The sequence below is a fragment of the Mycobacterium sp. OAE908 genome, assembly GCF_017872775.1.
Classification (GTDB): Bacteria; Actinomycetota; Actinomycetes; order Mycobacteriales; family Mycobacteriaceae; genus Mycobacterium.
In genome coordinates, this window is sequence record NZ_JAGGJL010000001.1 from 2,289,416 (window position 1) to 2,315,838 (window position 26,423).

General features: G+C 62.5%; 20 protein-coding genes and 1 pseudogene. 6 read left to right on the top strand and 15 right to left on the bottom strand.

The features are described 5' to 3' along the window. Window positions 1-2: 2 nt before the first annotated feature. The 7 genes and pseudogenes from J3E61_RS11245 to J3E61_RS11275 all read right to left on the bottom strand — a co-directional run bounded on the left by J3E61_RS11245 (window position 3) and on the right by J3E61_RS11275 (window position 8,905). Entirely contained in the window at window positions 3-2,756 is a 2,754-nt protein-coding gene (locus tag J3E61_RS11245) for a DUF1972 domain-containing protein (RefSeq protein ID WP_210083600.1), read from the bottom strand. Then, window positions 2,749-3,717, bottom strand: coding sequence for a glycosyltransferase family 2 protein (locus tag J3E61_RS11250; RefSeq protein WP_210083601.1), 969 nt, complete (start codon window positions 3,715-3,717; stop codon window positions 2,749-2,751). The genes J3E61_RS11245 and J3E61_RS11250 overlap by 8 nt, the downstream gene beginning before the upstream one ends. Beyond that, window positions 3,710-4,636, bottom strand: a complete 927-nt coding sequence (locus J3E61_RS11255; protein WP_210083602.1) for a hypothetical protein — start codon at window positions 4,634-4,636, stop codon at window positions 3,710-3,712. The genes J3E61_RS11250 and J3E61_RS11255 overlap by 8 nt, the downstream gene beginning before the upstream one ends. Before the next feature lie 39 nt (window positions 4,637-4,675). Continuing rightward, window positions 4,676-5,896 (bottom strand): annotated as a pseudogene (locus J3E61_RS11260) (methyltransferase domain-containing protein); the annotation flags it as partial. Window positions 5,897-5,904: 8 nt separating this feature from the next. Then, window positions 5,905-6,699 (bottom strand): glucose-1-phosphate cytidylyltransferase, encoded by a 795-nt coding sequence (gene rfbF, locus J3E61_RS11265; protein ID WP_210083603.1) that lies wholly within the window; start codon window positions 6,697-6,699, stop codon window positions 5,905-5,907. Then, window positions 6,696-7,877 (bottom strand): DegT/DnrJ/EryC1/StrS family aminotransferase, encoded by a 1,182-nt coding sequence (locus J3E61_RS11270; protein ID WP_210083604.1) that lies wholly within the window; start codon window positions 7,875-7,877, stop codon window positions 6,696-6,698. The genes rfbF and J3E61_RS11270 overlap by 4 nt, the downstream gene beginning before the upstream one ends. Next, window positions 7,874-8,905 carry an SDR family oxidoreductase gene (locus J3E61_RS11275; protein ID WP_210083605.1) on the bottom strand — a complete coding sequence of 344 codons (1,032 nt, stop codon included), beginning with the start codon at window positions 8,903-8,905 and terminating at the stop codon, window positions 7,874-7,876. The genes J3E61_RS11270 and J3E61_RS11275 overlap by 4 nt, the downstream gene beginning before the upstream one ends. 563 nt (window positions 8,906-9,468) lie before the next feature. On the opposite strand from J3E61_RS11275, the gene rfbA reads away from it, so the two are divergent. Then, the gene (rfbA, locus tag J3E61_RS11280; protein WP_192725799.1) at window positions 9,469-10,356 is read left to right on the top strand and encodes a glucose-1-phosphate thymidylyltransferase RfbA; all 888 of its coding nucleotides are present in this window, start codon (window positions 9,469-9,471) and stop codon (window positions 10,354-10,356) included. A gap of 330 nt (window positions 10,357-10,686) precedes the next feature. Further along, window positions 10,687-11,013, top strand: a complete 327-nt coding sequence (locus J3E61_RS11285; protein ID WP_210085509.1) for a helix-turn-helix transcriptional regulator — start codon at window positions 10,687-10,689, stop codon at window positions 11,011-11,013. 16 nt (window positions 11,014-11,029) lie between these two features. Here J3E61_RS11285 and J3E61_RS11290 read toward each other — a convergent pair whose 3' ends face one another. Next, window positions 11,030-12,517 (bottom strand): sugar transferase, encoded by a 1,488-nt coding sequence (locus tag J3E61_RS11290; RefSeq protein ID WP_210085510.1) that lies wholly within the window; start codon window positions 12,515-12,517, stop codon window positions 11,030-11,032. A 488-nt stretch (window positions 12,518-13,005) separates the two neighbouring features. Continuing rightward, window positions 13,006-13,554: a dTDP-4-dehydrorhamnose 3,5-epimerase gene (rfbC, locus tag J3E61_RS11295; RefSeq protein WP_192725966.1), complete on the bottom strand. Its 549-nt coding sequence runs from the start codon at window positions 13,552-13,554 to the stop codon at window positions 13,006-13,008. Between the two features lie 451 nt (window positions 13,555-14,005). Between rfbC and J3E61_RS11300 the strand changes: the two genes are divergently transcribed. Continuing rightward, a complete protein-coding gene (locus J3E61_RS11300) occupies window positions 14,006-14,674 on the top strand; it encodes a TetR/AcrR family transcriptional regulator (protein ID WP_210083606.1) in 669 nt (222 codons plus the stop codon). 58 nt (window positions 14,675-14,732) lie between these two features. Continuing rightward, window positions 14,733-15,389, top strand: a complete 657-nt coding sequence (locus J3E61_RS11305) for a TetR/AcrR family transcriptional regulator (RefSeq protein ID WP_210085511.1) — start codon at window positions 14,733-14,735, stop codon at window positions 15,387-15,389. A gap of 16 nt (window positions 15,390-15,405) precedes the next feature. On the opposite strand, the gene J3E61_RS11310 is transcribed toward J3E61_RS11305, so the two are convergent. The 6 genes from J3E61_RS11310 to J3E61_RS11335 form a co-directional block, all read right to left on the bottom strand. Then, window positions 15,406-15,807 (bottom strand): PAS domain S-box protein, encoded by a 402-nt coding sequence (locus J3E61_RS11310; protein WP_192725796.1) that lies wholly within the window; start codon window positions 15,805-15,807, stop codon window positions 15,406-15,408. Window positions 15,808-15,921: 114 nt separating this feature from the next. After that, window positions 15,922-19,878: a diguanylate cyclase gene (locus J3E61_RS11315; RefSeq protein ID WP_210083607.1), complete on the bottom strand. Its 3,957-nt coding sequence runs from the start codon at window positions 19,876-19,878 to the stop codon at window positions 15,922-15,924. A 362-nt stretch (window positions 19,879-20,240) separates the two neighbouring features. Then, window positions 20,241-22,445, bottom strand: coding sequence for an acyl-CoA dehydrogenase family protein (locus J3E61_RS11320; protein ID WP_192725794.1), 2,205 nt, complete (start codon window positions 22,443-22,445; stop codon window positions 20,241-20,243). Window positions 22,446-22,489: 44 nt separating this feature from the next. Next, window positions 22,490-23,449 (bottom strand): 2-hydroxyacid dehydrogenase, encoded by a 960-nt coding sequence (locus J3E61_RS11325; protein ID WP_210083608.1) that lies wholly within the window; start codon window positions 23,447-23,449, stop codon window positions 22,490-22,492. Beyond that, window positions 23,425-24,567, bottom strand: a complete 1,143-nt coding sequence (locus tag J3E61_RS11330; RefSeq protein ID WP_210083609.1) for an alpha/beta hydrolase — start codon at window positions 24,565-24,567, stop codon at window positions 23,425-23,427. The genes J3E61_RS11325 and J3E61_RS11330 overlap by 25 nt, the downstream gene beginning before the upstream one ends. Continuing rightward, the gene (locus J3E61_RS11335; RefSeq protein WP_210083610.1) at window positions 24,564-25,199 is read right to left on the bottom strand and encodes a TetR/AcrR family transcriptional regulator; all 636 of its coding nucleotides are present in this window, start codon (window positions 25,197-25,199) and stop codon (window positions 24,564-24,566) included. The genes J3E61_RS11330 and J3E61_RS11335 overlap by 4 nt, the downstream gene beginning before the upstream one ends. A 76-nt stretch (window positions 25,200-25,275) precedes the next feature. Between J3E61_RS11335 and J3E61_RS11340 the strand changes: the two genes are divergently transcribed. Next, window positions 25,276-25,857: a VOC family protein gene (locus J3E61_RS11340; protein ID WP_210083611.1), complete on the top strand. Its 582-nt coding sequence runs from the start codon at window positions 25,276-25,278 to the stop codon at window positions 25,855-25,857. A gap of 8 nt (window positions 25,858-25,865) precedes the next feature. After that, window positions 25,866-26,414, top strand: coding sequence for a hypothetical protein (locus tag J3E61_RS11345; protein WP_210083612.1), 549 nt, complete (start codon window positions 25,866-25,868; stop codon window positions 26,412-26,414). The last annotated feature ends 9 nt before the right edge of the window (window positions 26,415-26,423 follow it).

Here is a 26,423-nt window from a genome sequence, read left to right on the forward strand (position 1 = left end):
CGTCACCCGGCGTAGCTGGGCGCCGCGTGCGCAAGCGACGTCGCGCGTCGCCGGCCTCGTCGGACCGGTCGTGGCACTACTTGCCTGTCGGTGGCAGCCAGCAAGGCGTCTTCATACGCATCGCAGATTGCGTCCCACGAGAATGTCTCGCATGCGCGTTCTCTGGCCTTGGCGCACAGGGAATTCTGCAGCGACGGACTGCTCATCAGAAGGCGCGTGGCCGCCGCGATCTCACGGGGGTCCGGCGGCACGAACAGGCCGGAGTCCTGTAAGACCTCGCGGTTGAACACGGTGTCGCGGGCGATCGTGGGTGCGCCCGATGCCATCGCCTGCACAAGGGCTGGGTTGGTGCCTCCCACGCTGTGACCGTGAAAATATGCTCCGCAGTTCTGCCAGAGCGAGGAGAGCAATTTGTCATTGCTCAGGTGACCCAGCCAGACGAACTGGTTGTGTTTCTCTGTAAGACAACGGATTCTGTCCTCAAGCGGACCGCCCGAACCCGACGATCCCACGACCACGACCGGGAACTCGTCGACAACCGACTCTGCGGCGTCAAGGAATTCACCGATGGAATTCTCCGGCACCAGCCTGGCGACCAGCAGTACGTAGTTGCGCTTCTCGAGGCCGGCCAGAACCTCCTGCTGTCCGCTCGGCTGATCGCCTCCATAGGGTATGAAGATGCCGTCGCGCTGGAAGTTGTCGTGCCAGAACCGACCTATCTCCACCGAGTCGCAGATCAGGGTGTCGGCAAACCTGGCCGTCATTTTCGCCCCGCCCTTGAAGACGGCCTTCCCCAGTCGGCTCCACTTGTCCCGCTGCCATTCGATGCCGTCGACGTTGAGCACTGAAGGGATGCCGCGGGACCGCAACATCGGCAACCAGTAGCCGTTGGCGACGTTCATCACAAGGGCGACGTCGGGCTTGCGCCTGGCGGCGTCGAAGGTAGACGTGGCGCCGAAGCTCAACGTGCTCAACGATTTCGAGTCGACGCCTTTGGTGGTGACGCTGGTGATACCTGGGTGCGCGAATTCGGGCCGATCAACGGTGGCACCGGGCCTGCTGTACACCGTCACATCCCAGCCGCGGTCGGCCAAGAACGGCGCCAGCTTGCGCACCAGAGTCTCAAAACCGCCGTAAAAGCTGGGATAACCCCTCGTTCCGATGATCGCAACGGACCCAATGCGGTTGGTTCTTCCCATGGTGACTCTCCCTGTCGTCGCGGATAGCGGTTCTTCGGGCTCGATAGGCCCAAGTGGTGGGCGAGCTCGCGATTTGAACCGGGGTAAGTAGCCGAGCCACGAAGCCAGGCAGATGTAGATGGCACAGAACACCGCGGCCGAGGCGATGAACGGGACAACCGCAGATACCCGATCATGCGGAACGGCAATGAAATTGATCGGCGCTGCTGCAGCAGAGGCGACTAGTGCGACGCCGAACGGACCAGAAACCGCGCGCAGGTACGTCCTCATGGAAATGTCGACCCGCGACTGCAGAAACCACACGCCAAGCACGTTGCCAATTACGAACCAGGTGGCATATGCGGCCACCAAACCCTTGAACCCGAAGCCAATTGCCATCGGAATTGCCAAGGCGACGCATCCGGCGGCCGATGTGATGGCAGTTGCCCCAATGGTGCCCGACCGCCCGATTGCGAACATCGTGGCCGAACACACACCCGTCGAAACGTTGACAGCGATGCCGAACACCAGTGCCGTCGCCACGCCGACGACGGCCCCTTGTCGCTCGCCCAGCCACAGCGGGATCGCCGACGATGCCGTGGTTCCAAGCAGGAACGGCAGGAAAATCGCTGCTGCGGCATTGCGGCTCGTTAGCCGTGCATACTGTCGCCGGATTTCGTCAATGCCACCGACTGCAAATGCCCGTGTCAGGTGTGTGGTGATGGCCACCGATGCAGCTGAGCCGAACGCTTGCACACCCTGCACAAGACGGATCCCGAGCTCGTAAGCTCCTGCCGCCGCTGGACCGATCACGATGCCTGCGATCAACTTGCCCGATTGGAAGAGCACGACGTCGGCCGCGCCGAGCGCCTGGCTCTTCAGACCGAAGCCGATGATCTCCCGGGCCATGGCCATGCGTGGGCGGCCAATGGTTATCCGGCCCTCGTCGAGAACGATGGCGCCCAGGACGGCACACAAGCCGACCGCTGCTCCGGCTACGGTCCCCAATGCGTAACTGCGCAGGCCCGCAGTGAATGTCAACGCCACCACGCCGCCGGTCACCTGGGTGATCCCCAGCACCGCAAGGCCGATGTTGGCCGGCACCTGTCTGCCGCGTCCGAACGACGCACCGGCCAACACGCGGGCGGTGAGCCCGCACGTCAAGATCGCAACCGAACAGAGCAGCAGCGACCGCGTCAGCGCCGGATCGCCTGTGTGCAGGATCGTTTCGAGCGGGCCCGGCAGTAAGGCAGCGAGCACGCCGAAGCCGGCGCCGAGAGTCAGCGCGGCGGACACACAGATCCCGACCACGGCACGGTCGGCGGCGGTGTCACCGCGCGCGTGAAAGAGCGCTACGTATCGGTTCACGGCGCGCGACGCACCGAGGTCGAAAAGAGCGGCGTACTGAGCGATGGCTCCGGTCATTGCCCACACACCGAAGTCGTGCAGACCGAGCCGACTGACGACATACGGGGTTGCGACCAAGTTCAACCCGTATCCGGCGATCAGCGGCAGGACTTGGGCGATCGCGCCGACCCGCAACGACTGCACCGCTGATCCGCCCGTACGGCTAGCCATGTATGTCTGCCTTGAAGGCAAGCGATCTGCCAAGGCACAGATGTCCCGTTTGGACGGCGAATCCGCGGGCCCGCGTGAGTCGAAGCCCGCGCGGGGACGCCAGCATCGTTTTCGGGCACCTGGCAAGTGCCTTCCCCCACAACCCCAACGCGTGAAGGCGCAGTGACAAAACCAGATCTCGGCTGTGGACTAGGTCGGAAAGCACCCACATCTGATCGAGCGTCTCGGTACCGGCGAAGGCATCGGTCGCGGTTCCGGCGTGGTGCCAGCGAACCGTGAGCTCCTCCTCGATGAACGCCGCGTCGCAGCGGGTCAGCATGCGCAACCATGCGTCGATGTCCTGCAGCTGTGGCACCTGCTGACGGAATCCTCCTGCTGCAAGGAGAGTTTCGCGCCGCAACATCACCGAGGTCGGTTCGCCGATCGGGTTGCCGTCGGCTCCTGCGGCGAGGTATCGACGGATGAGCTCGGCACCATGGTTGACAGGGTGCAGAGGGCGCAGCGGGTCTTCGAGCCTGCCGAAGCGCGCACTCCACGATTCGTCCGTCGTTATCACCCGCCGCGGCGCGAATGCCAGGCCCACGCTGTCGTTGTCGAATGCGGGCACCAGTCTTGCCAGGCAGTTCGGTAATAGCCAGTCGTCGGCGTGTAGGAACTGGATCAACCGGCCCCGCGCCACCGATGCGCACCGGTTGTGATTGCCGACCATCCCGAGGTTGCGCCCGTTGCGTACGATCCGGATCCGCGGGTCGGAATAGGACAAAACCCGCTGAACTGTGTTGTCAGTCGAGTTGTTGTCAACGACAACGCATTCGAAGTCGCCGTATGTCTGAGCCAACACGCTGTCGATGCTGCGGACGATCGACTCCGCTCCGTTGTACACAGGTATGCAGACACTGACCGTCGGCGGTGCATGCGATGTGACCCTTCGCGGTGTGGGGGCCAAAGCGAGGTCAGACATTGAGCACCGACGGATCGAATACCAGGACGCCGTCGCGGCTGCCATTGTGGTCATACTCCGCGATCACATTGTGCGGCAGAGACTCTCCGGTATCGGCACGGCGATAGTCGCGCACCGAAGTGCCAGTGCTACGCGAATCCACATTCTCGGGGCCTGCACGGGTCATCAGGTCGTCTACGTGAACCGTCCGGAAGTCAATGCTCAGGCGCGCGGTTCTGGTTTGGTTGGGCACCGTGGAGTGCAGTTGCGCGCCGGAAAACGACAGCAGCGAACCCGGCTCGCCCACAACTCGGAGCTCCGAAGCGGGCTGGCCCCCAACCAATCTGGGATGAGGACGCGGATCGTCCTTGATGTATACGGCCGCGTCCCGTCGGGAAGTCCGATTCCACTCATACGCGTCGAAATCTGCGCTGGTGTTCGGGACCGGCCGCAACCAGAAGTCTGGATGAAACTGCATGCCCGTCGCCGCCGAGTTGCCCGCGATGGGTGTCCACCAGTTGTTCTGGCATTGGGGGGCCGAGTACCACGTGTCGCGATGCGGTGTGTAGTTGTAGCCGAGGCCGGCCGACAGGTAGTCGGATGGCGGAACGACCCTCAACTTCGGCAGATCGAAGTAGGTCTTGGTCGGGTCGGCGCCGAGGTCGACAAGTATCTCGGTGAGAAGTTGTTTGGACTTGTAGTGATGCGTGAAACGGGGTTTGAGCGCCGCGAGTTTGTCGACGTAATCCCCGACTGTCAGCGCGTTGTGCGCGGTCAGCGGATCGTGATCACCAAATGCCTGGGCGATCATGTCGAGGGCGAATTCCGTGAGGGCCCTCACCGATTCGCGCGGCGGAATGCAGAAGACCTCGCCGGTATACAGTCGTCGCCGTCGCTCGTCGTCGCTGATGTCGGTCTCGGTCGAGACTACCCATGCCATAACGTGTTTCCTTTCATGCGAAGGTCGTGATCGTGGTGATCACCCGAGAATCGCCAATTCGGGGATCGGAACGATGAATTGGGCGCCCCATTCGCGGACATAGGACATCTCGCGCATGATTTCGTCCTTCAGATTCCACGGCAGGATCAGTACGTAGTCCGGACGGGTCTCGCGGATGTGAGAGGGCGGGTAGATCGGGAGGTGTGTACCCGGCAGGTAGCGACCTTGCTTGTGCGGGCTGCGGTCAACGGTGTATTCGATGAGGTCATCCCGAATACCGCAGTAGTTGAGCAAAGTGTTGCCCTTGGCCGGTGCACCGTATGCCACTGTGGAATAACCGAGGTCGCGAGCTTCGATCAAAATTCTCAGCAGGCTGCGTTTCACGCCCTGCACACTTTCGGGATAGCCGAGGTACCCGTCGAGGGTGTCGAGGCGTGCTGCGCGCTCGGCTGCTTCTATGTCACGGACTCGACCGGTCGTCTGATGTCCGTCGAAGTCTCTGTGGCAGGCGTAGATTCGCAACGATCCGCCATGGGTATCGATCTGGTCGACGTCGAAGATGCGCAGGTTGTTTGAATCGAAGACGCGGGTCACGGTCAATAGCGAAAAGTATGAGAAGTGTTCGTGGTAGATGGTGTCGAACTGGTTCTGCGTGATCAATTGCAGAACGTGAGGAAACTCCATGGTGATCACGCCGTCCTCGGACAGCACGATGGACATGCCCGCGACGAAATCGTTCAAGTCGGGCACGTGCGCGAGCACGTTGTTACCGATCAGCAGCTTTGCTCTGGTACCACGAGCCGCGAGTTCGCTCGCGAGATCGGAACCGAAGAACATTGTCTCTGTTGGTATCCCGAGCCGGCGCGCCTCCTGCGCAACATTCTCTGCCGGTTCGATGCCCAGTGACGGAATTCCCTCGGCGACAAAATTCCTTAGCAGGTAACCGTCATTACTCGCGATCTCGATGACCTGTGTCGATTGATCCAGCGCGAAGCGGGCGATCACGTCCTTCGCGTAGGCCCGAGCATGATCCAGCCAGCTCTGCGAGTAGGACGAGAAGTATGCGTAGTCATTGAAAATCGTGTCGGGCGCCTCGAATTCGCCTACCTGCACCAGCAGGCACTCCGAGCACACATGCGCGTGCAGCGGAAAGAAGATCTCAGGCTGATCCAGCTGTGCTTCGGTCAGGTACGAGTTCGCCAGCGGTGACATACCCAGATCGCAGAACGAGTGTTTGAGCGGCAACCCGCAGTGCCTGCACCTCCCCGTCACCGGAGTGATCCGATCGGGGTGTCGGACCAGATCTTCCACGGCGCCTTGCCGTCGTTCCACAAGTTGTCGAGATTGATCTTGTCCCACAGGGTGTCCATGCCCATCCAGAAACCGTCGTGGCGATATGCGGACAGCTCGCTGTCAGCGGACAGTCGGTTCATCGGCGCCTGTTCGAAAACTGTTTCGTCGCCGTCGATGTAGTCGAGGATCGAAGGAGAGGCAACGAAGAATCCGCCATTGACCCAGCCGCTGCTGCCCTGCGGCTTCTCTGCGAATCGGGCCCGGCAACCGTCCTCGAGATCCAGGGTTCCGTAGCGACCCGGTGGTTGAACGGCGGTGACTGTCGCAATGGTTCCCGTACTGCGATGGAAGTCAACGACTTTGCGGACATCGAGGTCCGTGACGCCGTCGCCGTAAGTGAACGTAAATGTTTCGCTTCCGATGTGATCTCTGGCTCGTAGCAGTCGTCCGCCGGTCATGGTGTTCGCACCGGTGTCGAGCAGCGTGACTTTCCATGGCTCGGTATTGGACTGCAGTGTCGTGACAGTGTCAGCGGCGAGATCGATCGTCACATCGGAGGAATGAAGGAAGTAGTTCGCAAAGAACTCCTTGATCATGTAGCCCTTGTAGCCCAGCAGGACGATGAACTCGGTGATCCCCGCGGTGCCATAGATTTTCATGATGTGCCACAGGATCGGGCGCCCCCCGATCTCGACCATGGGCTTGGGTCGGCTCTGGGACTCTTCGCTGATCCGGGTACCGCGTCCGCCGGCAAGAATTACAGCCTTCATCTATCGCTCCTTGCTGAGGTGAGTAACTCGCGTAAACAGGTGCACACACGATCGACCTGGGACTCGTTCAACATCAGGGCCGAGGGGAGATTGATCGATCGAGCGGCGATGTCGTAGGCGACAGGATTGCGGTCGGGTGCGCCGAACACTGTGTCGTATCCGGCGAATGCGCTCAACGAACTCAGCGGCGGAAGGAACGGGCGGGTATCTACGCCATGCAGGTCGAAGTACCGCATCATCTCCTTGGTCGAGAGTTGATATGAGCGGTCGACGACGAGGTTGACCATCCAGTACGTGTTCATGACGTCCGGGGTGTGGTGATTGAGGTTGATGTCGGGTATGTCGGCCAACCGCTCTGAGTACCAGGAGAAGATCTGCTGCTTCTTCTCCAGTAGTTCATCGATACGGGAGAGCTGGGCCCTTCCGAATGCCGCCTGCAGACTGCTCATTCGGTATTTGAAGCCGATCTCGTCAGTCGTGAACAACCGATGATTCGCCGTGCTCCGGCCATGATCACGCATGGTCGCCACTCGCGAGAACAGGTCACTTCTATTCGTGACGACCATTCCTCCTTCGCCGGTGGTCATCGTCTTGGTGCCGTGGAAGCTGAATATGGCGATATCGCCAAGGGTGCCTGCGGGAGCCGTGTGCCATGTGGCACCGATTGCCTGGGCGGCGTCCTCGATGATCGGAATGCCTTGGGCGAGTGCACCGATCGCGCTCATGTCGGGAATGGCCCCGTACAAATCGACGGTCACGATCGCTTTTGTCCGCGCGGTGATGCACTGTGCGAGCGACAGGGGGTCCAAGCACCATGTCGTACGGTCGACATCGGCGAAGACGGGGGTGGCGCCGAGGTACACAATCGGGGCGGCGCTCGCCACCCATGTGGTTTCGGGCACGATCACCTCGTCGCCCGGGCCGATATCCAGTGCGAGCATTGCCAAATGCAATGCCGAGGTTCCGTGTGGCACCGCCGCTGCATGTTTGACATCGAGGTATTGCGCGAACTCCGACTCGAACAGGTCGACCGACTGCCCCGCGGTGCCGTACCAGTCGTTGGCAGCCGCTTCTGCGACGTAGCGCACCTCGAGATCGGTGACCCAGGGGCCGGCAACCGGAATGCGCTCCGCAGCCGTCGGATTGCCGTTGACCGCTACCGTCGCATCGATGCTCATCGTCGGGCGACCTGTCGCAATTCGAGATCGAGGTCGCCGCGGTCGATGAGCGCTCTGATGGTGCGCAGACGAAAGTACGTTGGGCCCGCGAAGTCATCGGCCGTCATTCCGGCCCGTACGTATGCGGCCAATAGTTGTTCGATGCCTTGCCGCACAGTCCACCGGGGCCGGTAGCCGGGTATCGCGCGCTGTATCTTGCCGAAATCGACGCGGTAGTCCCGAATATCGGAAGTGGCTCCCGCTGCACAGCTGACGCTGACGCCGGGCATGACCGCCGCGACGAGGCTGGCCACATCGCGCACTCGGTAGTTCTCGCCGACCCGGCCGACGTTGAATGCCTGGTTGTGGATTACGTCGCGGGGAGCGACCAGTACTTGGCCGAAGGCCTGCGCGATGTCCAGAATGTGGACCAAAGGCCGCCAGGGTGAGCCGTCGCTCTGCATGATCACCTCGCCGCTGGTCACCGCGTGGCCGACGAGATTGTTGACCAATACATCCGCCCGAAGACGACGCGAAACGCCGTATGCCGTCGCGTTGCGTAAGTACACGGGGGAGAATTTCTCGTCAGCCATCGCTGACAACGCGCGCTCGACGTCGACTTTGGATTCGCCGTAAGGAGTGACGGGGTCGAACGAAACCCCCTCGTGGAGTTCCATGTCGCCGCCCCGGCCGTACAAGCTGCATGACGATGCGAAGAGGAATCGCTTTACCCCAGCGTTTTTCGCCGCTCGAGCGAGGTTTATTGAGGCGTCCCGGTTAATGGCGTAAGTCAGCAACGGATTGAGATCTGCAAGAGGATCGTTGGACAACGCGGCAAGGTGGATGACCGCGTCGAAACCAATCAAGTCGGCGACGGTCACGTCGCGCACATCGACATCGAGTGTCGGCACCGGGTCAGGCGCGCCGAGGAAGTTGCATTCGCCGTAGAGATCCGTGTCGAGACCGATGATCTCGTGGCCAAGATCGGCCAGGTAGGACGTCATCTCCACGCCGATATAGCCGAGGTGCCCGGTGATCAGGATCCGCATGCGGCGTCACGCATCGGGATGTGGCGGGGGGCCGGGAGGTGGCCGGCACTGGGGCGGAGCCGACCACCTCCCGCTCTTCCCGCGGGGGGTCTGAGTAGCAGACAGCTATTCATTCTTGATTGTCCAACCTCGTTCATCTGCCGACATTTAGGTGCACAGATTACTTTGCTGACGTTGAGAAACAAGCTTTGCGAATCCCTTTGCAATCCCTGTACGAGTTGGACGCACCTATGCCATGAATCTGGTAAAGCTGCGCAGGCCGTTGGTCGCGTCTAACGGCCGGAAGGGCACGGAAAAGACCAGTTAGTAACGGCAAGTGTACGTGTTTGCGAAAATTGAAGATCGGCTACGTAGTGTATTGCGCTGGCAGATCCCGTCGCCGTGAGCGTCAATACGCACTACCACTCTGGCAACATCAACACCAGGCATTCACAACCGTTATAGCGTTTGCCAGAAAATTGGCAAAGGTCCCGTCTCATCGTTACCAAGAGTTAACCATCTAAATCTGCGGCAAATTGGAATTCGGCTGGCGGAAACTCGGAAGAGTCGTCACACTGCTGGATATGCGCGGGATCATCCTCGCCGGTGGAACCGGCTCACGACTGCACCCCATCACCGTCGGCACAAGCAAGCAGCTGTTGCCTGTTTACGACAAGCCGATGATCTACTACCCACTGTCGACGTTGATTCTTGCCGGCATTCGCGACGTGTTGATCATCACCACGCCGACGGACGCCGCGGCATACCACCGGCTGTTAGGGGATGGCGCCCAGTTCGGGATCTCGATCACTTATGCGATTCAGTCCGTCCCTGACGGGCTGGCGCGCGCGTTCGTACTCGGTAGGGATCACATCGGGACCCAATCAGTCGCACTAATGCTCGGCGACAACATTTTCAACGGTCCCGGACTCGGATCACGGCTGAGTCGGTTCAGCGAAGTCGACGGCGGGGTCATCTTCGCCTACCGCGTGTCAGATCCGGGGCGGTACGGCGTGGTCGAGTTCGACGATCGGAGCCGGGCGGTGTCTTTGGAAGAGAAGCCGAAGGTGCCCCGGTCGGAGTATGCGGTGCCGGGGCTGTACTTCTATGACAACAACGTCGTCGACATCGCTGCCGGCCTTTTGCCCTCCGATCGCGGGGAGTACGAGATCACTGACGTCAACCGCGCCTACCTCGAGATGGAAAAGCTCTCGGTCGAGGTGCTTCCCCGCGGCACCGCCTGGCTTGACACCGGCACCTTCGATTCATTGCTTCAAGCCGCGAACTACGTTCACACGATCGAGGAGCGACAGGGCCTGAAGATCGGGGTGCCTGAGGAGGCTGCCTGGCGGCGGGGTTTCATCAGCGACGACGAACTCCGGGAGCGTGCCGAGCTCCAGTACAAGTCCGGATACGGTCGTTACCTGCTCGACCTCCTCGACGGCGTGGTTTCCCGGCCTGTGCCCGCCTGACTGGTAGCCGGCCCCGAACGCGAACACAACCTGTTCCCGTAAATGGGCACTCGTCAGCAACGCCGTTCAAAATCGACGGAAGCGTAACTACGATCACGTCAATATATATGTGCAGCAAAGGGCTTTCAAAAAAGTCAAAAGGTATCTAAAGTGCGTTAGTAACCGACGCTATGCATGTTAGGCCGGGCGTAATCACTCCGGCTCCCCGGGAATCCTGGGGGCGCGGTGACGAGAACGGAGGAACACCCAGTGCCAGTCGCCGATACTGCAGGACCCCTGCATTGCACTCCAGTCGCCGCAGGTCCGGTCAGCGATCTCGCCGCAACGGAAATGGCGTTTCGGCTCAGGGTGCTGAGCCATCCGGTGAGGATCAAGCTGCTCTCGATGTTGTTCGCCGCCTCGCGCGGTGAGGAGTGCGGCCGCGTGCTAGCGACCGCGACCGGTCTGCCCGAGACGACGATCAGCCACCACCTGCGACAGTTGCGCCACGCCGGCTTCATCGACTCTCGGCGCCGAGGAATGCATGTTTACCACCGACCGCATCCAAGGGCGCTCAATGCGCTGGCCGCAACGCTGGATCCCGATGCCGAACGCGAATCCGACATGCCTGATTCCGGTGGCTGTACGCATTCGGAGGATTGTCGACTGCGGACATGACGCGCATGGCAGCCTGTCAGTAGGCGCCGGCGCCGTTGACGACTACCCGCAATGTCTTGGCCACGATCACCAGATCGCTGAGCATTGACCAATTCTCGACATACGACAGGTCGAGGCGCACCGAGTCTTCCCACGACAAGTCGGACCGGCCGCTGACCTGCCAAAGTCCTGTAATGCCCGGCCGGACAAGCAATCTGCGTCTGACGAGGTCGTCGTAAGTGTCGACCTCGCGGCGCAGCGGCGGACGAGGACCGACCACGCTCATGTGTCGCATCAGCACGTTCATGAACTGAGGTAGCTCGTCGATGCTGAAACGGCGGATGATGCGGCCGACATTCGTGACGCGCGGATCCTGCCGGATCTTGAACAGCACGCCCCCGCCGCACTCGTTGAGCTCCGCGAGGCTTTCGAGCTGGGCCTCGGCGTCGATTACCATGCTTCGGAATTTGATGATGCTGAAGGGCTTGCCGTCCAACCCGATACGTTCTGACCGGTAGAACACCGGACCTCTGCTCGTGAGCTTGATAGCAATGGCAACAACGAGCAACACAGGCAGGGATGCGATGAGAACGATGGTTGCGAAGCATACGTCGAATGCGCGCTTCTGAAAGCGTTTGGCGCCGTTGTAACTCGGCCGGTGAACGCGGATCAGTGGGAGCCCCGCTACCGGCCACATCGTGAGCCTCGGTGCCGCGACGTCGTCCACGCCGGGCGAAACCAACAGATCAAGACCGAGGGCATCAAGGCGCCAGGACAGATCGCGAATTCCCTCTGGCCCAAGGTGCTCCGTCGCTGTCAGGGCCACAGTGTCGGCACGAGTCTGTGCGACTACGGACTCGATGCAGTATTCATCGCCGCAGATCGGCAACGACGAACGGCCGGGTACGTCGATGGCTTCGAGGGCACTGCCTCCCGGCACGCAGACGCCCACGATTCGGCAGCCGTGGCTGGGCTGGCGCGCCAGAGATATGGCCAACGCACGCACGGCACGCGGGTCGCCGACGACCACGATCGCCGACATGCATCTACCGTTGCGGCGTTGCGCTGCGATCCAGCGACGCCAGAGATTTCGGCTCAGTAGCAGCGCGCAGACGCCGAGCGGCAGTGCCAGGCCCAGATAGCCTCGCGCCACCTCCGGACGGACGAAGACAAGGGCGGTCGCGGTGACCCCGACAAAGGTAAGCGTTGCCGATAGCACACGGCGATACTCTTCGGCTCCCGCGCCAACGATTCTCAGCGACCGGGTGCGGTACACAGACAAGAAGCCCAGCCATGTCATCGCAATGACCAAAGAGATTGTCGTGTAGTAGAGCCAGACCACGGCGGGCACCGCGCCGGGCAGCAGGGCAAGGCGCACCCATTGGGCGGCTAGGACGCAACTGACGATCACGGCCGTATCCGATACGACTAGCACCCTGCGGTACCACGTCTGCCATGGCGGTCGCGACCCATGCTGCGCCGCGAAAGCCGGCTCCGGCCCAGATGCCTTCTGGGCGCGTCCCATTGGACGTAACGCAGGAAGCGTGGCCATCTTCCCGTCCTTTCACAATCGCGCTCATGTATCTGTCGGCATCCCGGTGGGAGGCGCAAGCCTATCGACGCAGCGAACCGAGAAGATTTGCAGACCGCCTTGGGCCCGCCGTCCACTACATAGCTCCGGACTCTCAAGGGGGCGCGTTGATTTCCTGAAGTCAGCACCGTCTGGAGAATTTCCGTCGTCTTCGGCAGGGTGTCCGAGGGCAGTCATTGTTGCGCATTTCCTCCCAGTGTCAACGCAATTCGCGTCGCCGACGCCACCCCCTGGCGACTGAACCAGCCACGGCGATCGCGATCTCAGATCGCTGTTGTGGTCGATTAGAACGCGACACTACCAATTGACGTGGAATGCACAAGCTTTGCTAACGGGCATGCAACCGCTGGCGGAAGTTTTCCGGAGCAAAGATTGGAATCACCGAACCCGACGTAGGACGCTGCGTCGTACCGGCGGCGGGCTCATCGTGACAGGCAGCCGACTTCGGCGAGCAACGGCCAGTTCATGTCCTTCTCGGAGATGACGGTTATCGGGAGAGGCCACGGAATGCCGAAAACCGGTTCATCCCAACGGAATCCCTCTTCACTGGCAGCGTCATAGGGGCCGCTGACCTGGTAGATGACCTCAGTGTCATCGGCGAGGGTCTGAAAACCGTGCGCGACGTAGGGTGGCAGAAACAGAGCGCGCCGGTTCTCGGCGGTCAGTTCTACTGTGACCCGCTCTGCGAAGTTCTCGGAGTCTGCCCGAACATCCACGGCGACGGCGAAGATTGCCCCGCGCGTACAGCGCACGAGCTTTGCTTCCGCATATGGTGGCACCTGCCGGTGTAGGCCGCGAAGCGTGCCGCGGGCATGGTTGTAGGCGTAATTGACTTGAGCGACAGTCGAATCCAGACCGTGTTTGGCAAATTCGTCGGCGCAGAACGACCGCGCGAAAAACCCGCGCTCGTCATTGTGAGGCTCAATGTCGACGACAGTGACTCCGTCGATGTCGGTATCGGTGTACTTCAACGTGGCCTCCAGCACGGATGACTTACGGTCTATCCGGTCTCGAGCAGGCACGCCGATGGTCCGCTGTCCCCCTCCAAGGGCACCTACTGATATTTTTCACTCGTGCAAATTATGATTCGCGGATCATGTTCCGCGCCTCTTTGTCACCTTCTGAACCGACTCCAAGTTCAGTAGTACGCGATGCTACATACCTTTGTTATGGTTTGGGAAGCCTTACCGCATAACAAGTACGTCAAATTTGCCGTTAGTTCATTTGGAGTTCAGCGCGCTGACGTCGACTTGAGTCGTTCATTCCACCGTGAAGCGGATGCCCGGCCTGCAACAATCGGTAGCGAAATGTCTCGCCGAGTGGGTGGTGCCATTCAGCAATGGCAGAATCCTGCTCACACCTGTGTGCTGCGGCCCCGAGGCTTGCCGGCATAGCTTTCCGGATTGCTGGATCGAGGCCGTAGTGACTGACCAGACCGACCGGCGCGCGGATTCGGCTCGCGCTCCACTGGTGCGCGCCGCGGCGCAACAGTTCGCTCACAAGCCTTACAGCCTGGTCAACCTGGATGATGTTGTTGCCGCTGTGGACGTCACTCGCGGCGGTATGTACTTCCACTTTCCCTCAAAGCAGGCGCTGGCGATCGCCGTCATCGATGAGGCCGACAAGCTGGGCCGCGAAGCTGCGGCCGGTGTGCTCGCCAGCAAGCTTTCCGGGCTGGAGACGTTGATCGATCTTTCCTACCTGGTCGCGGTGCTGGACCTGAGCGACGAGATGGCCCGCGCCGGCCTGTACCTGCTCGAGTCCATCGGTCGGGCCGACGGAATCGAGGAAAGAAGCCTGCGCGAACTCGTCAACGCACTCAGTCAAATCGCACGGCGCGCAGTCGACGAGGGTGACATCGCCGCAGGACGCGATCCAGACGACGTCGCACGGTTGCTGGTGTCGATGTATATAGGTGTTCGCCACACCAGCGATCTCGACGCCCCACGGCAGTTCCTACTCGACATCGAGAAGGCATGGAACTTGCTGTTGCCAGGATTTGCCAATCCCGAGCGGATGGGTTACTTGCAACAATTCGTCCATCGCCGGACCGCTGTGGCGCTGGGAAAGATGACACCGCCGAATTGCTAGCCATGCTTCTGGCGGGTCGCATGCGTATTCGTCGCACCGGGGAGGGACGCCTATGACTATGCGTCAAGCTCGGTCCGAGGTGACCCGCCGCAAGATCATCGACGCCGCAGTAAGTTTGTTCAACGACATCGGCTACAGCAACGTCGGACTCGGCGACATCGTCGAACACGCCGGACTGACCAAAGGTGCTCTTTACCACCACTTCAGTTCGAAGGAAGCGCTGGCGGCAGCGATCATCGACGAGGGATCCGACATCCTGCTGAAGACATTTCAAAGCATTAGTCGATCGCCCGCGCCCGCGCTGGAAAGCATCATTCACGGCGTCCTCGTGGTTGTGGAAATGGCCAACGCCGACAAATTGGTGCGTATGGGTGCGGTGCTGCTGCGAATCTTCGCGAAGTTCAGCGATGTGAGCACGACCAACTATGGTGCGTGGCTCGCAGAGATGGCGACACAGACTCGGCGAGCGCAAAGCGAGGGCGACCTGCGCGCTGACATCGACGCACAAAAGGCAGCCGAATTCATCATGAGCGCGCTGCTCGGCGCCGAGCTCGTTTCGAACGCCTTGTCGGGTGGCGCGGACGCGCTGGAGCGCGTCACAGAAACGTGGGAGCTTCTGCTCCCAGCGGTGGCCTCGGAACAGTCACTGCCGTACCTACGCGAATACCTTGGCCGAGAATCGATGCGCCGTCATAGCCGGTCGGCGTCGACGTAGGGCAACCCCCTCGCGGTCAGCGCCCCTGGTTCCATAGTTGTTCGGTCAAATCGTGAAACGTCGCCAATGCCAGCGGGTCGTCATCACGCATCAGCGCCGACTTGCTCATCCGCGCTCGCACCAGCGAACCATCCGCGTGCATCAACTCAACAAGTTGGTTTGCATACTTGCGTACCACCGAAATAGGCGACGCATCCGTCGGGAACAGCCAGAAGAGTTGAGAAAAGTCCATCGAGGTCAATGTTTCGGTGGAGTAACCGACCATCTCGGCGAATGCCTGGTTGGCGAACAGTATCCGGCCGTCTCGAGCAATCGCTAGGGATGGCACTGGAATTCGCTCGAGCACCAGTCGAGCGGGCATCTGGTCGAGGGTCGCGTCGGGCGGACGTACCAGTTGGCGCTGCGTTCGCCGGTCCATTTTGGAATTATGACCGACGGCGGGGGTTTTGTCAGTTTTGACGAAGGCGCGTGAGCAAACGATCAGGGGTCACCCCCTTCGAATCGGGCTAACTAGACGGCCGAAATGGTTCAGTTACTTCGCTCGCGCCGACGACAGCGCCGAGGGATGGGCGATGAGCCAGCGGCGAAAGTCGTCGGAGGACAACGGCGGGCTGTGCACATTGCCCTGGGTGATGTTGCAGCCGTACTGGCGCAGCGCGCGCAGGGTGGCGGTGTCCTCCACTCCTTCGGCCACGAGATCCGCTCCGAGGCTGTGTGCGAGTGCCACCGTCGAACGCACGATCGCGATGGACCTGGGATCGAGTGCCAGCCGCGCGACGAACACCCTGTCCAGTTTGAGTTCGTCCACGGACAGATCCTGTAGTCGCGCCAATGACGACCACCCGGTCCCATAGTCGTCAAGCGAGAGTCGGGTGCCCAGGCGCCGCAGGGCCGCCACCGTATTGCGCGCCCGCTGCGAATCGGTCGTCAGCGTGCTTTCGGTGATTTCCAGGATCAGCGATTCCGGGGGTAAGCCGTTGCTACGCAACAATTGCGCAATCGTGTCGACCAACCCCAGGTCAAGCAGGTTCGTCGTGGACAGATTCACGGCGACCGTCAGCGCGATATCTCGGTCGCGCCAGGAACGGATCTGCGTCAGCGCCATGTCGAGCACACGGGCCGCGACAGGGCGCATCAGCCCGGCATGTTCTGCCGCCGGTAGGAATTGATCGGGCAGCAGCAATCCCCGGGTCGGATGACGCCAGCGCACGAGTGCCTCGACACTGTGCACGCTGTCATCGCGTGCGTTGATCTTGGGCTGGTAGTAACACGTCAGCTCGCCCACATCGCGGCCGCCGTCGCGCCGCGAGTCGGCCGTTGAATCGTTTGGTGCATCGGTGGAGAGGGTGCTGCGAAGATCAGCGATGAACTGGCCGTCGCTGTTGGTGTGCAGTTGGGCGACTGCGTTGTAAACGGCAATACGGCTCGTCGTCGTCTTTGCGTGAGACATCGCCATCTCGGCACATGTCAGCAACTCCTGCGGATGCGCGCAATTGTCGGGCCATAACGAGACTCCGATGCTCGCGTCGACCTGAACCGTGATGTGATCCAGCGCGAACGGCGCGCGCAGCGCGTCCATCAGCGCACCGGCCTGGGCTCGGGTGGTGGTCAAATCAGCCTGGTGGAGCAGGACTGCAAATTCGTAGTCACCGACACGCGCCACCAGATCCGCTTGCCGTATCGACTGCGACAGACGGTTCGCGATGCGATACAAGAGTTCGTCGCTCACATGCCGGCCGAGGGACGAGGTGATTTCGTGGAACTGGTCCAAGGACAGCAGCACAAGCCCGAGCTTTGCGCCGCGACGATCCCACCTGGGTGTGTCTGGCTGGTCGAACGTTGCGGCAGTCAACGCGGTGGCGACGGCAAGCCGGTTGGCCAGTCCGGTCAGCTGATCCGTCATCGTTTGGTGATGGCTTTCAGCCATCGCGCTGCTATCGCGGAATGTGATCGCGAACCGGGCCGCGACGAATGTCAGGGTCAACGCGGCGAGCGTCATGGGCAGGCGGTCACCGTTGGCCAGAACCGTCACGCCAAGAGCAGCGATCGTGCACGCCACCGGCAGAAGCAACGGGGCCCGACTGGTGTTCGGCCGCGGGACAGTGTGAGTTTGCGACACCCAGGCGCCCGCGGCGATCAGAACAAAGGCCCCCGACCAACACGTATCGAGGAATGTTCCCTCCAGATACGAGTGATGTGCCACCTCGTACAGGTAGATCGTGTTTGCGGTCGCGAACAACACGAGCCCGGCGGCGACCAAGGCCCAACTGGGTTCGGCGCGCCATCCAACGATGGAAAGCGAGCCCGCCGTCAGCGCCACCAGCACGAGGGAACCGATCGGGTAAGCGAGCCCGACGACCACGGTGGTCAGCTGGCCGGTGGTCGCGGGCCTGATCGGTCCCAACGCGACTGCGACGGCCAGGGTGGCCACGGTTAGTCCCACCATCACGACGTCGAATCGGATAGCACGAGGCAGGTACCGCAACCGCCGTCGAATCAGCAGCACCACGCCGATGAAGACGGGTGGATAGAAAGCGAGAAACAGCGGATCGGCCACGGACGGCAACTTGCCCTCCGGTACCCATATCGCGTACACCACGGTGGCCAGCCCGGTGGCTGTCATCCCTACGGCGATGAACAGCCAAGCCCACCGCTCTGAGGCGATACGCCATGACCGAACGGCGACCATTCCCGCAGCCGAAAGCAGCAAAGTCGACTCGAGCCAACTGTCGAAAAGCGGTATGCGGCCAGGTCTTTCGCGAAGCAACGTCGACAGGGCGAACACGGCGAGGCCGGTCAACAACACGGCCAACGCGATCCGCACGCCTACCGGCGGCCACGGCGGCCGCTCTGGGACTGCCACGGGCGGGGACGCGACTATTTCCTCGGCATCGGAATCCGCCGTCGCGGGAACATCTGGCTCTCCCGGCGGCTCGACGAAAGTCGGGAATCGCCTGGGTAATTCATACGGGTCCGGCAGATCGGGCACGAAACTGCGCAGACACCCACCGCCGTCGCGCTTTGCCGCATACATAGCCAGGTCGGCCTGCCTGATGAGACTGCTCACACTGGTCCTCGGCATGTCAGCGGTGGCCATAGTCAGCCCGATGCTTGGCCGCACTGGCAATGGGACGCCGTCGACCACGATCGGTTCGCCGAACGCGTTGAGGATTCGCTCTGCGGCCGCGACGGTGTCCTCAACGGGACCCTCGATCAGTATTGCGAACTCATCGCCGCCGAGCCGGGCGACGGTGTCGGTGTTGCGCACGCTCGCCGACAGGCGGTCGGCGACCCGGACCAGCAGCTCGTCACCGGCTGGATGACCGAGTTGGTCATTGACGGCCTTGAAGCCGTCAAGGTCCAGGCACAACACGGTGAGGGTGAGCGGTTCTCGCTGTTGACGCTTCAGCGCCTGTTCGAGGTGATCGATGAAGAGCGCGCGATTGGCAAGACCGGTCAGTTGATCCGCGAACGCCAATCGTCCGACATCGGACAGCAATTGTTGATTCTCCGCAAGCGCGACGAATTGGCGCGTCAATACGGCAATGACGAGGAGCAGCACAACGGCGGCGAACGGAAGTGAATTGAGTCCGGGCAGGATCTTGGCCATCGCGACAGCAGCGGCGAGAACGAGCGGCAAGTACGGCAGCCATAGTCGCGCACGGGGTGGGATGACGGACCGGGTCCGCTCCTGCGGGGACTCTCCGATGCTGCGCAGCGCGGCCAGACCCAGCACACCGCATCCGGCCATCCAGCCGAGGTCAATGAGATTTCCGGTGTAATAGTCGTCCACCGCAGTCAGTCCGGTGAAGACACTGTCGGTCAAAGCGACGATGATCAGGCCCGCGAGGAGAAGACCGATGCTCGGCCGGTATGCGACGACGGCACTGGACCACGCGATCGTGATGACCACGACATCGGCGATGGGATAGGCCAACGACACGGCGAGTGCCAAATGAGAATCGCCACCGGCGTGGAACACGCCTTCAATGACGCTGACCCACGACACCAGAAAGAGAGAAGCCGCGACAATCACGCCGTCCAGGATCAGCCGGACGCGCCACCGATTTGTGCCTGCGGTCGACAGCAACACCACAGCTACTCCGGCGCCGACCGGATACATCAGATAGAAGACGTCGGCCAACGACGGCGACGGAGATTGTTCGTAGCGCAGCACCACTTCGTAGTAGCCCCAGATGGATTCGCCGATAGCCCAAGCGAACAGGCCGAATGCCATTGCCCGCCAGCCGTTTCGGGCTCGTCCATTCAGCGAGCGCACAGCCCAGACCGCGCAGGCGGCTGCGAACAAAATCCCCAACAACGAACCGACGTCGTCGACCACTCGGGTCGCGAATGCGCCACCCCACTTTTGCCACAGCCACAGTGCGGTGACAATCAGCGCGCCGAAGTAGGCGGCGGCGACAATACGCAACCTGCGCGCTGGCACCGCCGAGCGAGTCACTGCCGAGGGATCTCCCCGAGGCTCCATCGCCACCCCTCGCCACCACGCTGCGGGCCAAGCCAGCAACTTCTTTAAAGATCAGTGCCCAATCATAGATGTTCTAATTGGGGATGATGCACACTAATAGCCCGAACGGCACCAACAAGCACCAAACTCTCAGAGTAACGTGCTGTCCCAGCGCTTCTGCGAGGTAGCTGGGGAAGCGAATTACATGTCGACGAAGCGTGAATCATCGCGATGGGTGGCTAACGAGCGCACCTTTGCTTCGTGGTTGTTAGGTTGCCCAACCCGTCCAGCTATCACATCGGTAGGACGTAGCCGACGGTCAATCGGTTCCGTGCATGATATCGGCGCAGCGTCGGACCGAGGTCACGCACGAAACGGGTGTCCTACGGGTCGCGCGGCAGTCCAAGCAGTCGCTCCGCGATGATGTTGAGCTGTACCTCCGACGTACCGCCGTAGATTGTTGTTGCCCTGCTGGCCAGCAGCATCTGCGCCCATTGACCGGGAAGCTGGTCGGGATCGCCGATCGCGCCGTCGGTGCCGAACGAGGCCACCGCGAATTCTGCGTAGCCCTGGCCGGTGCGCATCGAAAGCAGCTTGGAGATCGCGGCGGCGGGCATCGGGTCACCGCCTGCCAGCGTCAGCAGCGTCGAGCGCATGTTGAGCAGCTTGGCCGCGTGCCCTTCCGCGATCAGCCGGCCGGCGTGGTTCTGGTCGATCTGATCGAAGTGGCCGTCGCGGATGAACTCCACGAAACCGTTGAGGTTGGCGAGGAACGGCGCCTCACTGCTGCCGATGGAAACCCGCTCGGCCGTCAACGTGGTGCGGCTGACCTCCCACCCGCGGTTCACCTCGCCGAGCACCAGGTCGTCGGGAACGAACACGTCATCGATGAACACGGTGTTGAACATCGCGTTCCCGGTGAGCTCGCGCAGCGGTTTGACCTCGACGCCCTCGCTGGACATGTCGAGCAGGAAGTAGGTGATGCCGCTGTGTTTCGGAGCGCTGGGGTCCGTCCTCGCCAGCAGCATGCCCCACTGGGACAACTGGGCAGCGGTCGTCCAGATCTTCTGGCCGGTGATCCGCCAACCGCCGTCGACCTTGGTGGCCTTCGTGGTGAGGCTGGCCAGGTCCGAACCAGAGCCCGGCTCGGAAAACAGCTGACACCAAATCATTTCGCCGCGCAGGGTCGGCGGCAGGAAGCGCTGCTTCTGCTCCTCGGTGCCGAACGCCACGACCGACGGAATCAGCCAGGCCGCAATGCCCATGTTGGGCCTGCGCACCTTCCCTGCGGTGAATTCCTGAGCGATGATGATCTGCTCGACGGGACTCGCCGCGCGCCCCCATGGCTTGGGCAGGTGAGGCACCACCCAACCGCCCTCGGCAATCGCGATCGTGCGCTCCTCACGCGGAATCGCTTTCAGCGCTGCGACTTCCGCACGAATCTCGTCACGCAGCTTCTCGGTGTCCGGATCGAGGTCGATGTCGATCTTGCGCAGTCCGGTGCTCGTCGCGACGTCGACCACTTGCTGCGGGTAGTCCGCGGCGCGGCCGAAGCAGGCGTTGACCATGATCGCGCGGCGGTAGTAGACGTTGGTGTCGTGCTCCCAAGTGAAACCGATGCCGCCGTGCACCTGGATGCAATCCTGCGTGCAGTGCAGCGCCGCAGCGGGGGCGAGGGTCGCAGCCACAGCGGCGGCGAACTCGAAACCGCTTTCCTCTGAGCCGGTTTCGCGATATTCGTCGATGGCGCGAGCGGCGTCCCACACCGCTGCGGTGGCCCGCTCGGTGTCGGCGATCATCTCGGCGCACTTGTGCTTGATGGCCTGGAACTGGCCGATGGGCCTGCCGAACTGCTCGCGAATCTTGGCGTACGCGGAGGCGGTGTCGGTAGCCCACCGTGCGACGCCGATGGCCTCCGCGGACAGCAGCGTTGACATCAGCGCCCGCGCCAGGGTCCGGCTCAGGTTGCTCAGCACGCGGTCATCGGCGACCTCGACGGCGTTGGCCCGCACGTGTGCCAGTGGGCGCAGCGGATCGACGCTGGCCACCGGCTCGATCTCCAGTTGGTCGGCGTCGAGCACCACCCACTCTTCACCGCTGTCGATCGCGACCGGGAGCACCAGCACCGACGCCTGCGCAGCGGCGGGCACCGCCCGCACCTCGCCCCGGATGACCAGCCCAGCCGATCCAGCTTCGCCGTGCCGGGTGGCCGTCAGTCCGGAGTCGATCGCGTACGCGGCGATCAAGCCGCCCGACGCCAGGTCGTTGAGCAGCTTCGCGTCGGGATCGTTGGCCGCGATCAGCGCGCTGGCGATCGCCGACGGGACGAATGGACCGGGCACCGCGCCGTAGCCGAACTCGGCCAACACGATCGCGAGTTCGAGAATGCCGAAGCCTTGACCACCAACGGATTCGGACAGGTGCACGCCTTGCAGACCCTGCTCGGCGGCGGCCTTCCAATACGGCGGCGGGTTCGGAATGGGCGTCTCGAGCGCCTCGTGCAGCACCTCCGACGGCGCCACACGCGCCACCAGGGACCGCACCGAATCGGCCAGGTCGTTGTGCTCAGGTGAGATCGCGATGGGCATTGCGTCGTTGCCTTTCCCAATTAACCGGTCGGTTGGGAGCCAGGTTACTCGTTGATGACGTTGACTATCTTCCGGCCGTCCCTGATCCGTCGGCAGTTGTCCACCGCATGTTCGAGATAGCGCCGCATCGTGTCGGCGGTATACCAGGTGACATGTGGAGTGAGCACGACGTTGTCCAGCGTGAGCAGGGGATTGCCCGCGGGTATCGGTTCCACGGCGAAGACGTCCAGCCCCGCCGCGGCCAGCGCGCCGCTGCGCAGCGCGTCGATCAAAGCGTCCTCGTCGACGACGCCGCCGCGCGAGGTGTTGACGAGCACCGCGTCGGGTTTCATCAGGGCCAGGGCGGCCTGGTCGAGCAGGCCGGAGGTCTTCTCGGTCAGCGGTAGGTGCAGCGAGACGATGTCGCTTTCGGCGAGCAGATCCGGCAGCGGGCGCCAACCGGGGTGGCCGTCGTCGCGGGTGCTGGTGTGCAGCGTATGGGCGCCCATCGCTGATACGAATTTCTCGACAGTCTTCGCGATGTTGCCGTAGCCGACCAGGCCGACCGTGCAGCCGCCGATGTCACGCACTGTTTCGCCGAGGCTCGGATCCGACGGCCAGCCGTTGCCCTCGCGGGTTGCGCGGTCTAGTGCGGGCAGCCGTCGCAGCGCGGCCAGCATCAGCAGCACGGCGCCCTCAGCCACCGACGGCGCATTCGCACCCGGCATGTTCGCCACCGCGATGCCCAACCGCGTCGCGGTCTCGACGTCGATGGTGTTCACCCCGGCGCCCATCTTGTGCACCAGCTTCAGGTTGCCCGCCTTTTCGAGGTCTGCGCCGGAGATCGGCCGCAGCACGTGCCAGATGACCTCGGCCTCGGTCAGCTCGCGATAGAAGGTGTCGTCGTCGTCCTCGGCGCAGTACCGGATGTCCAACCAATCCGATTCTGGGGCAAGGAATTCGGTGACCTTGGCGCCGGGAACGAAGTGCGCGAGAACCCTTAGCGCCACCGCTTCGCGATCCACTTGGCGATCGTATCGGCCTTCTCGCTGCGCGCGCCGGGGGTGGTGAAGTAGTGATCGGTGTCGATCGAGGTGCGGGACTTGTCCTTGCTGGCCAATGCGTCGTAGATGCGCTGCGCGTCGCTGGGATAAACCCCGGTGTCCTGTTCGGCGTTGATCACCAGGGCCGGGCAGTCGACGCGCGCCAGGTGCGGTTCGGCGCGGGTCTGGGCATGCCGAAGACTCCACATGCCCAGCCAGCTGCGCAGTGTGCACGCCGCGGCGATGCCGTGCGCCGACCGGTTGGCCTTGACCGGCGGTCCCGCGTAACACATGTTGGCCGGGCGCTTCGTCGGTTCGAGCGTCGGATCGACCATCCGCGGGTCCGCCCACGTCCGGAGCACGGTGAACGGGCGATCGGAAAAGCCCGCGGCGTGCACTCGTTTGAGTTCGCTTTCAGCCCAGTCGGTGATCGCGTGGTTGCGGGCGACCTGCGCCGAGCGGTAGCGCTCGATGAAATCCTTCGAGTACGGGGGGCCGTTGGCGTTGTTGAACAGGTCCAGGGCGGGATCGCTTGCCAGGGCATCGTTTTCGTCGACCACCGAGGCATCCATCCAGGCGGTCAGCACGTCGGGGCGGCCGGGGTGCGCGGCGCTGGCCACGTAGCCGTCGGCGGGAGGCAGGTCGGTGAGCCCGGCAGCGGGCCGCATGCCCGGCAACGGCGTGACATGTGCGTCGACGGCCTGGGCCTGATAGGCGGCCATCAACGAGCCACCGCCGGAATTGCCGAGCAGGATTATGGTTTCGACGCCTTGAACCTCGCGCAGCCAGCGCACGCCGACGCCGATGTCGACCAAGGCGTGGTCGAGCAGAAAGCTGCTCTCATATCCGCGGTAGCGGGTATTCCACCCGAGGAATCCGATGCCCCGGGTGGCCATGTAGTCGGCGAGGTAATGCTCGGAGAAATCGATCTGGTAGTGCGTGGCGATCATGGCGACCTTCGGCTTGCGCCCGACGCCGCGGTGGTACAGCCCCTGACACGGATGCCCTCCCGAGCCGGCGCGCCGCGCCGTCGGCGAGTCCATTCCGACGAATTCTCTTGTGACGCCCGGTGTTCCGCTCGACGTCGAGGTTTTCGTCATGTCAGGCCGGTCTCCTTGTGATAGATGGTCCGGTAGAAGAAGTTGGCCAGCGTGGTGACGCACGCGGTGTCGTCGACGGTTGCCGTTGCCGTCCTGCCGGAGAGTTGCGTGTAGCAGAACTGGTTGAGCATCGAGACCATCGCCACCGCCATCAGATGCGGGTCATCCTCTCGTGCGCAGAAGCCCTGCCGTTGCGCCTGCTTCACCATCTGGGTGATCAATTCAATTGGTAGCGAGCAGATTTCAGCCCAATATCCGGCGAAGTCGTCGCTGACCATGGCGAGTTGCGAGACGCTGATGATCTCGGCCAACCGGTTGCGGTAGGTGTTCCAATGCGCGGCCGCGGCCTCGTACGAGCGCTCCCAGTTGGTCAACCCGGGATCGGCCGCCGCGCGCGATCGTTCTCTTGCCTCGTCGCGGAACCGGACGGCCCACTCGCGGACCATCGCCTCTTTGGAGTCGTAGTAGTTGTAGAACGAGGCCGTGGACTTACCCGCTTCGGCGGCGATGTCCGAAATCGTCGTGGCCAGAATGCCCTTGCGTGCTATCACCGCCCGCGCCGCCGCGTCGATCGCGGCCTGCGTCTGCCTGCCGCGCAGCGTCGGCAATTGTTCACGGGGGCTGACGGTCACTGGGCTCCTCGGCCGTTGATCGAAACTGAATCTGATGTTAGATTCAGATTTCGAGCTTGGCTAGAGGAGCAGCGACGTGATCAAGCCAAACAATCTCAATTCCGAATTCGAATTCGGCGGCATCAACCATGTGGCGTTGGTCTGCTCTGACATGGAGCGCACCGTCGACTTCTACAGCAATGTCCTTGGTATGCCGTTGATCAAGTCCTTGGACCTGCCGGGCGGCATGGGCCAGCACTTCTTCTTCGATGCGGGAAACGGCGACTGTGTGGCGTTCTTCTGGTTCGCCGACGCACCCGATCGCGTGCCGGGCGTTTCGTCACCGGAAGCGATCCCGGGGATCGGCGATATCGTCAGCGCTGTCAGCACGATGAACCATCTTGCGTTCCATGTGCCTGCGGAGAAGTTCGATGAGTACCGGCGGCGTCTGAAGGACAAGGGCGTGCGCGTCGGTCCGGTACTCAACCACGACGAGAGCGAAGCGCAGGTGTCGGCGACCGTGCACCCCGGCGTATACGTGCGGTCGTTCTACTTCCTCGACCCGGATGGCATCACGCTCGAGTTCGCCTGCTGGACCAAGGAATTCACCGACAACGACACCCAGACGGCGCCGAAGACCGCCGCGGATCGCCGGCCTCGAGTGCCCGTCGGGCGCTAACCGGCGCTATGCCTGACGGCGCGCTGTCTGACGCCCAGATCGCCGCGATGTCGGCGGCCGAACGCCGCGAGCTGATCAGCCGGCTGGAACGCCCGCTCGGTGAGCTCCTGCCCGCCTCGGAGCTCGCGAGGTTACGGCGGGTGCGCCTGGTGGTGATGTTCGGCGCGGTCATCGGGCTGACGCCGTGGATCGGTTACTTGGCAATCACGTTGCCGGACAAGTACATCGCGTACAACTGGCTCACGACGTGGGTGGGCTTCGACGCGCTGATCCTGTTGTTCCTGGCCGCGACGGCCGTGCTAGGCCTGCTACGTCGACAGCTGCTCGTGCTGACCGCATTCACCACCGGCATCCTGTTGGTCTGCGACGCGTGGTTCGACCTGATGACAGCAGCTCCCGCCGATCGGTGGCTGTCGGTGTTGACAGCCGTGGCCGGGGAGTTGCCGATGGCGGCAGTGCTGATCACCGGGGCGCTACGCATCCTTCGACTGACTGCCACCCGGCTGTACGTGCTCGATCCCGGGATGCCGCTGTGGCGAATCCCGTTGCTGCCATGAGGGCGGGCC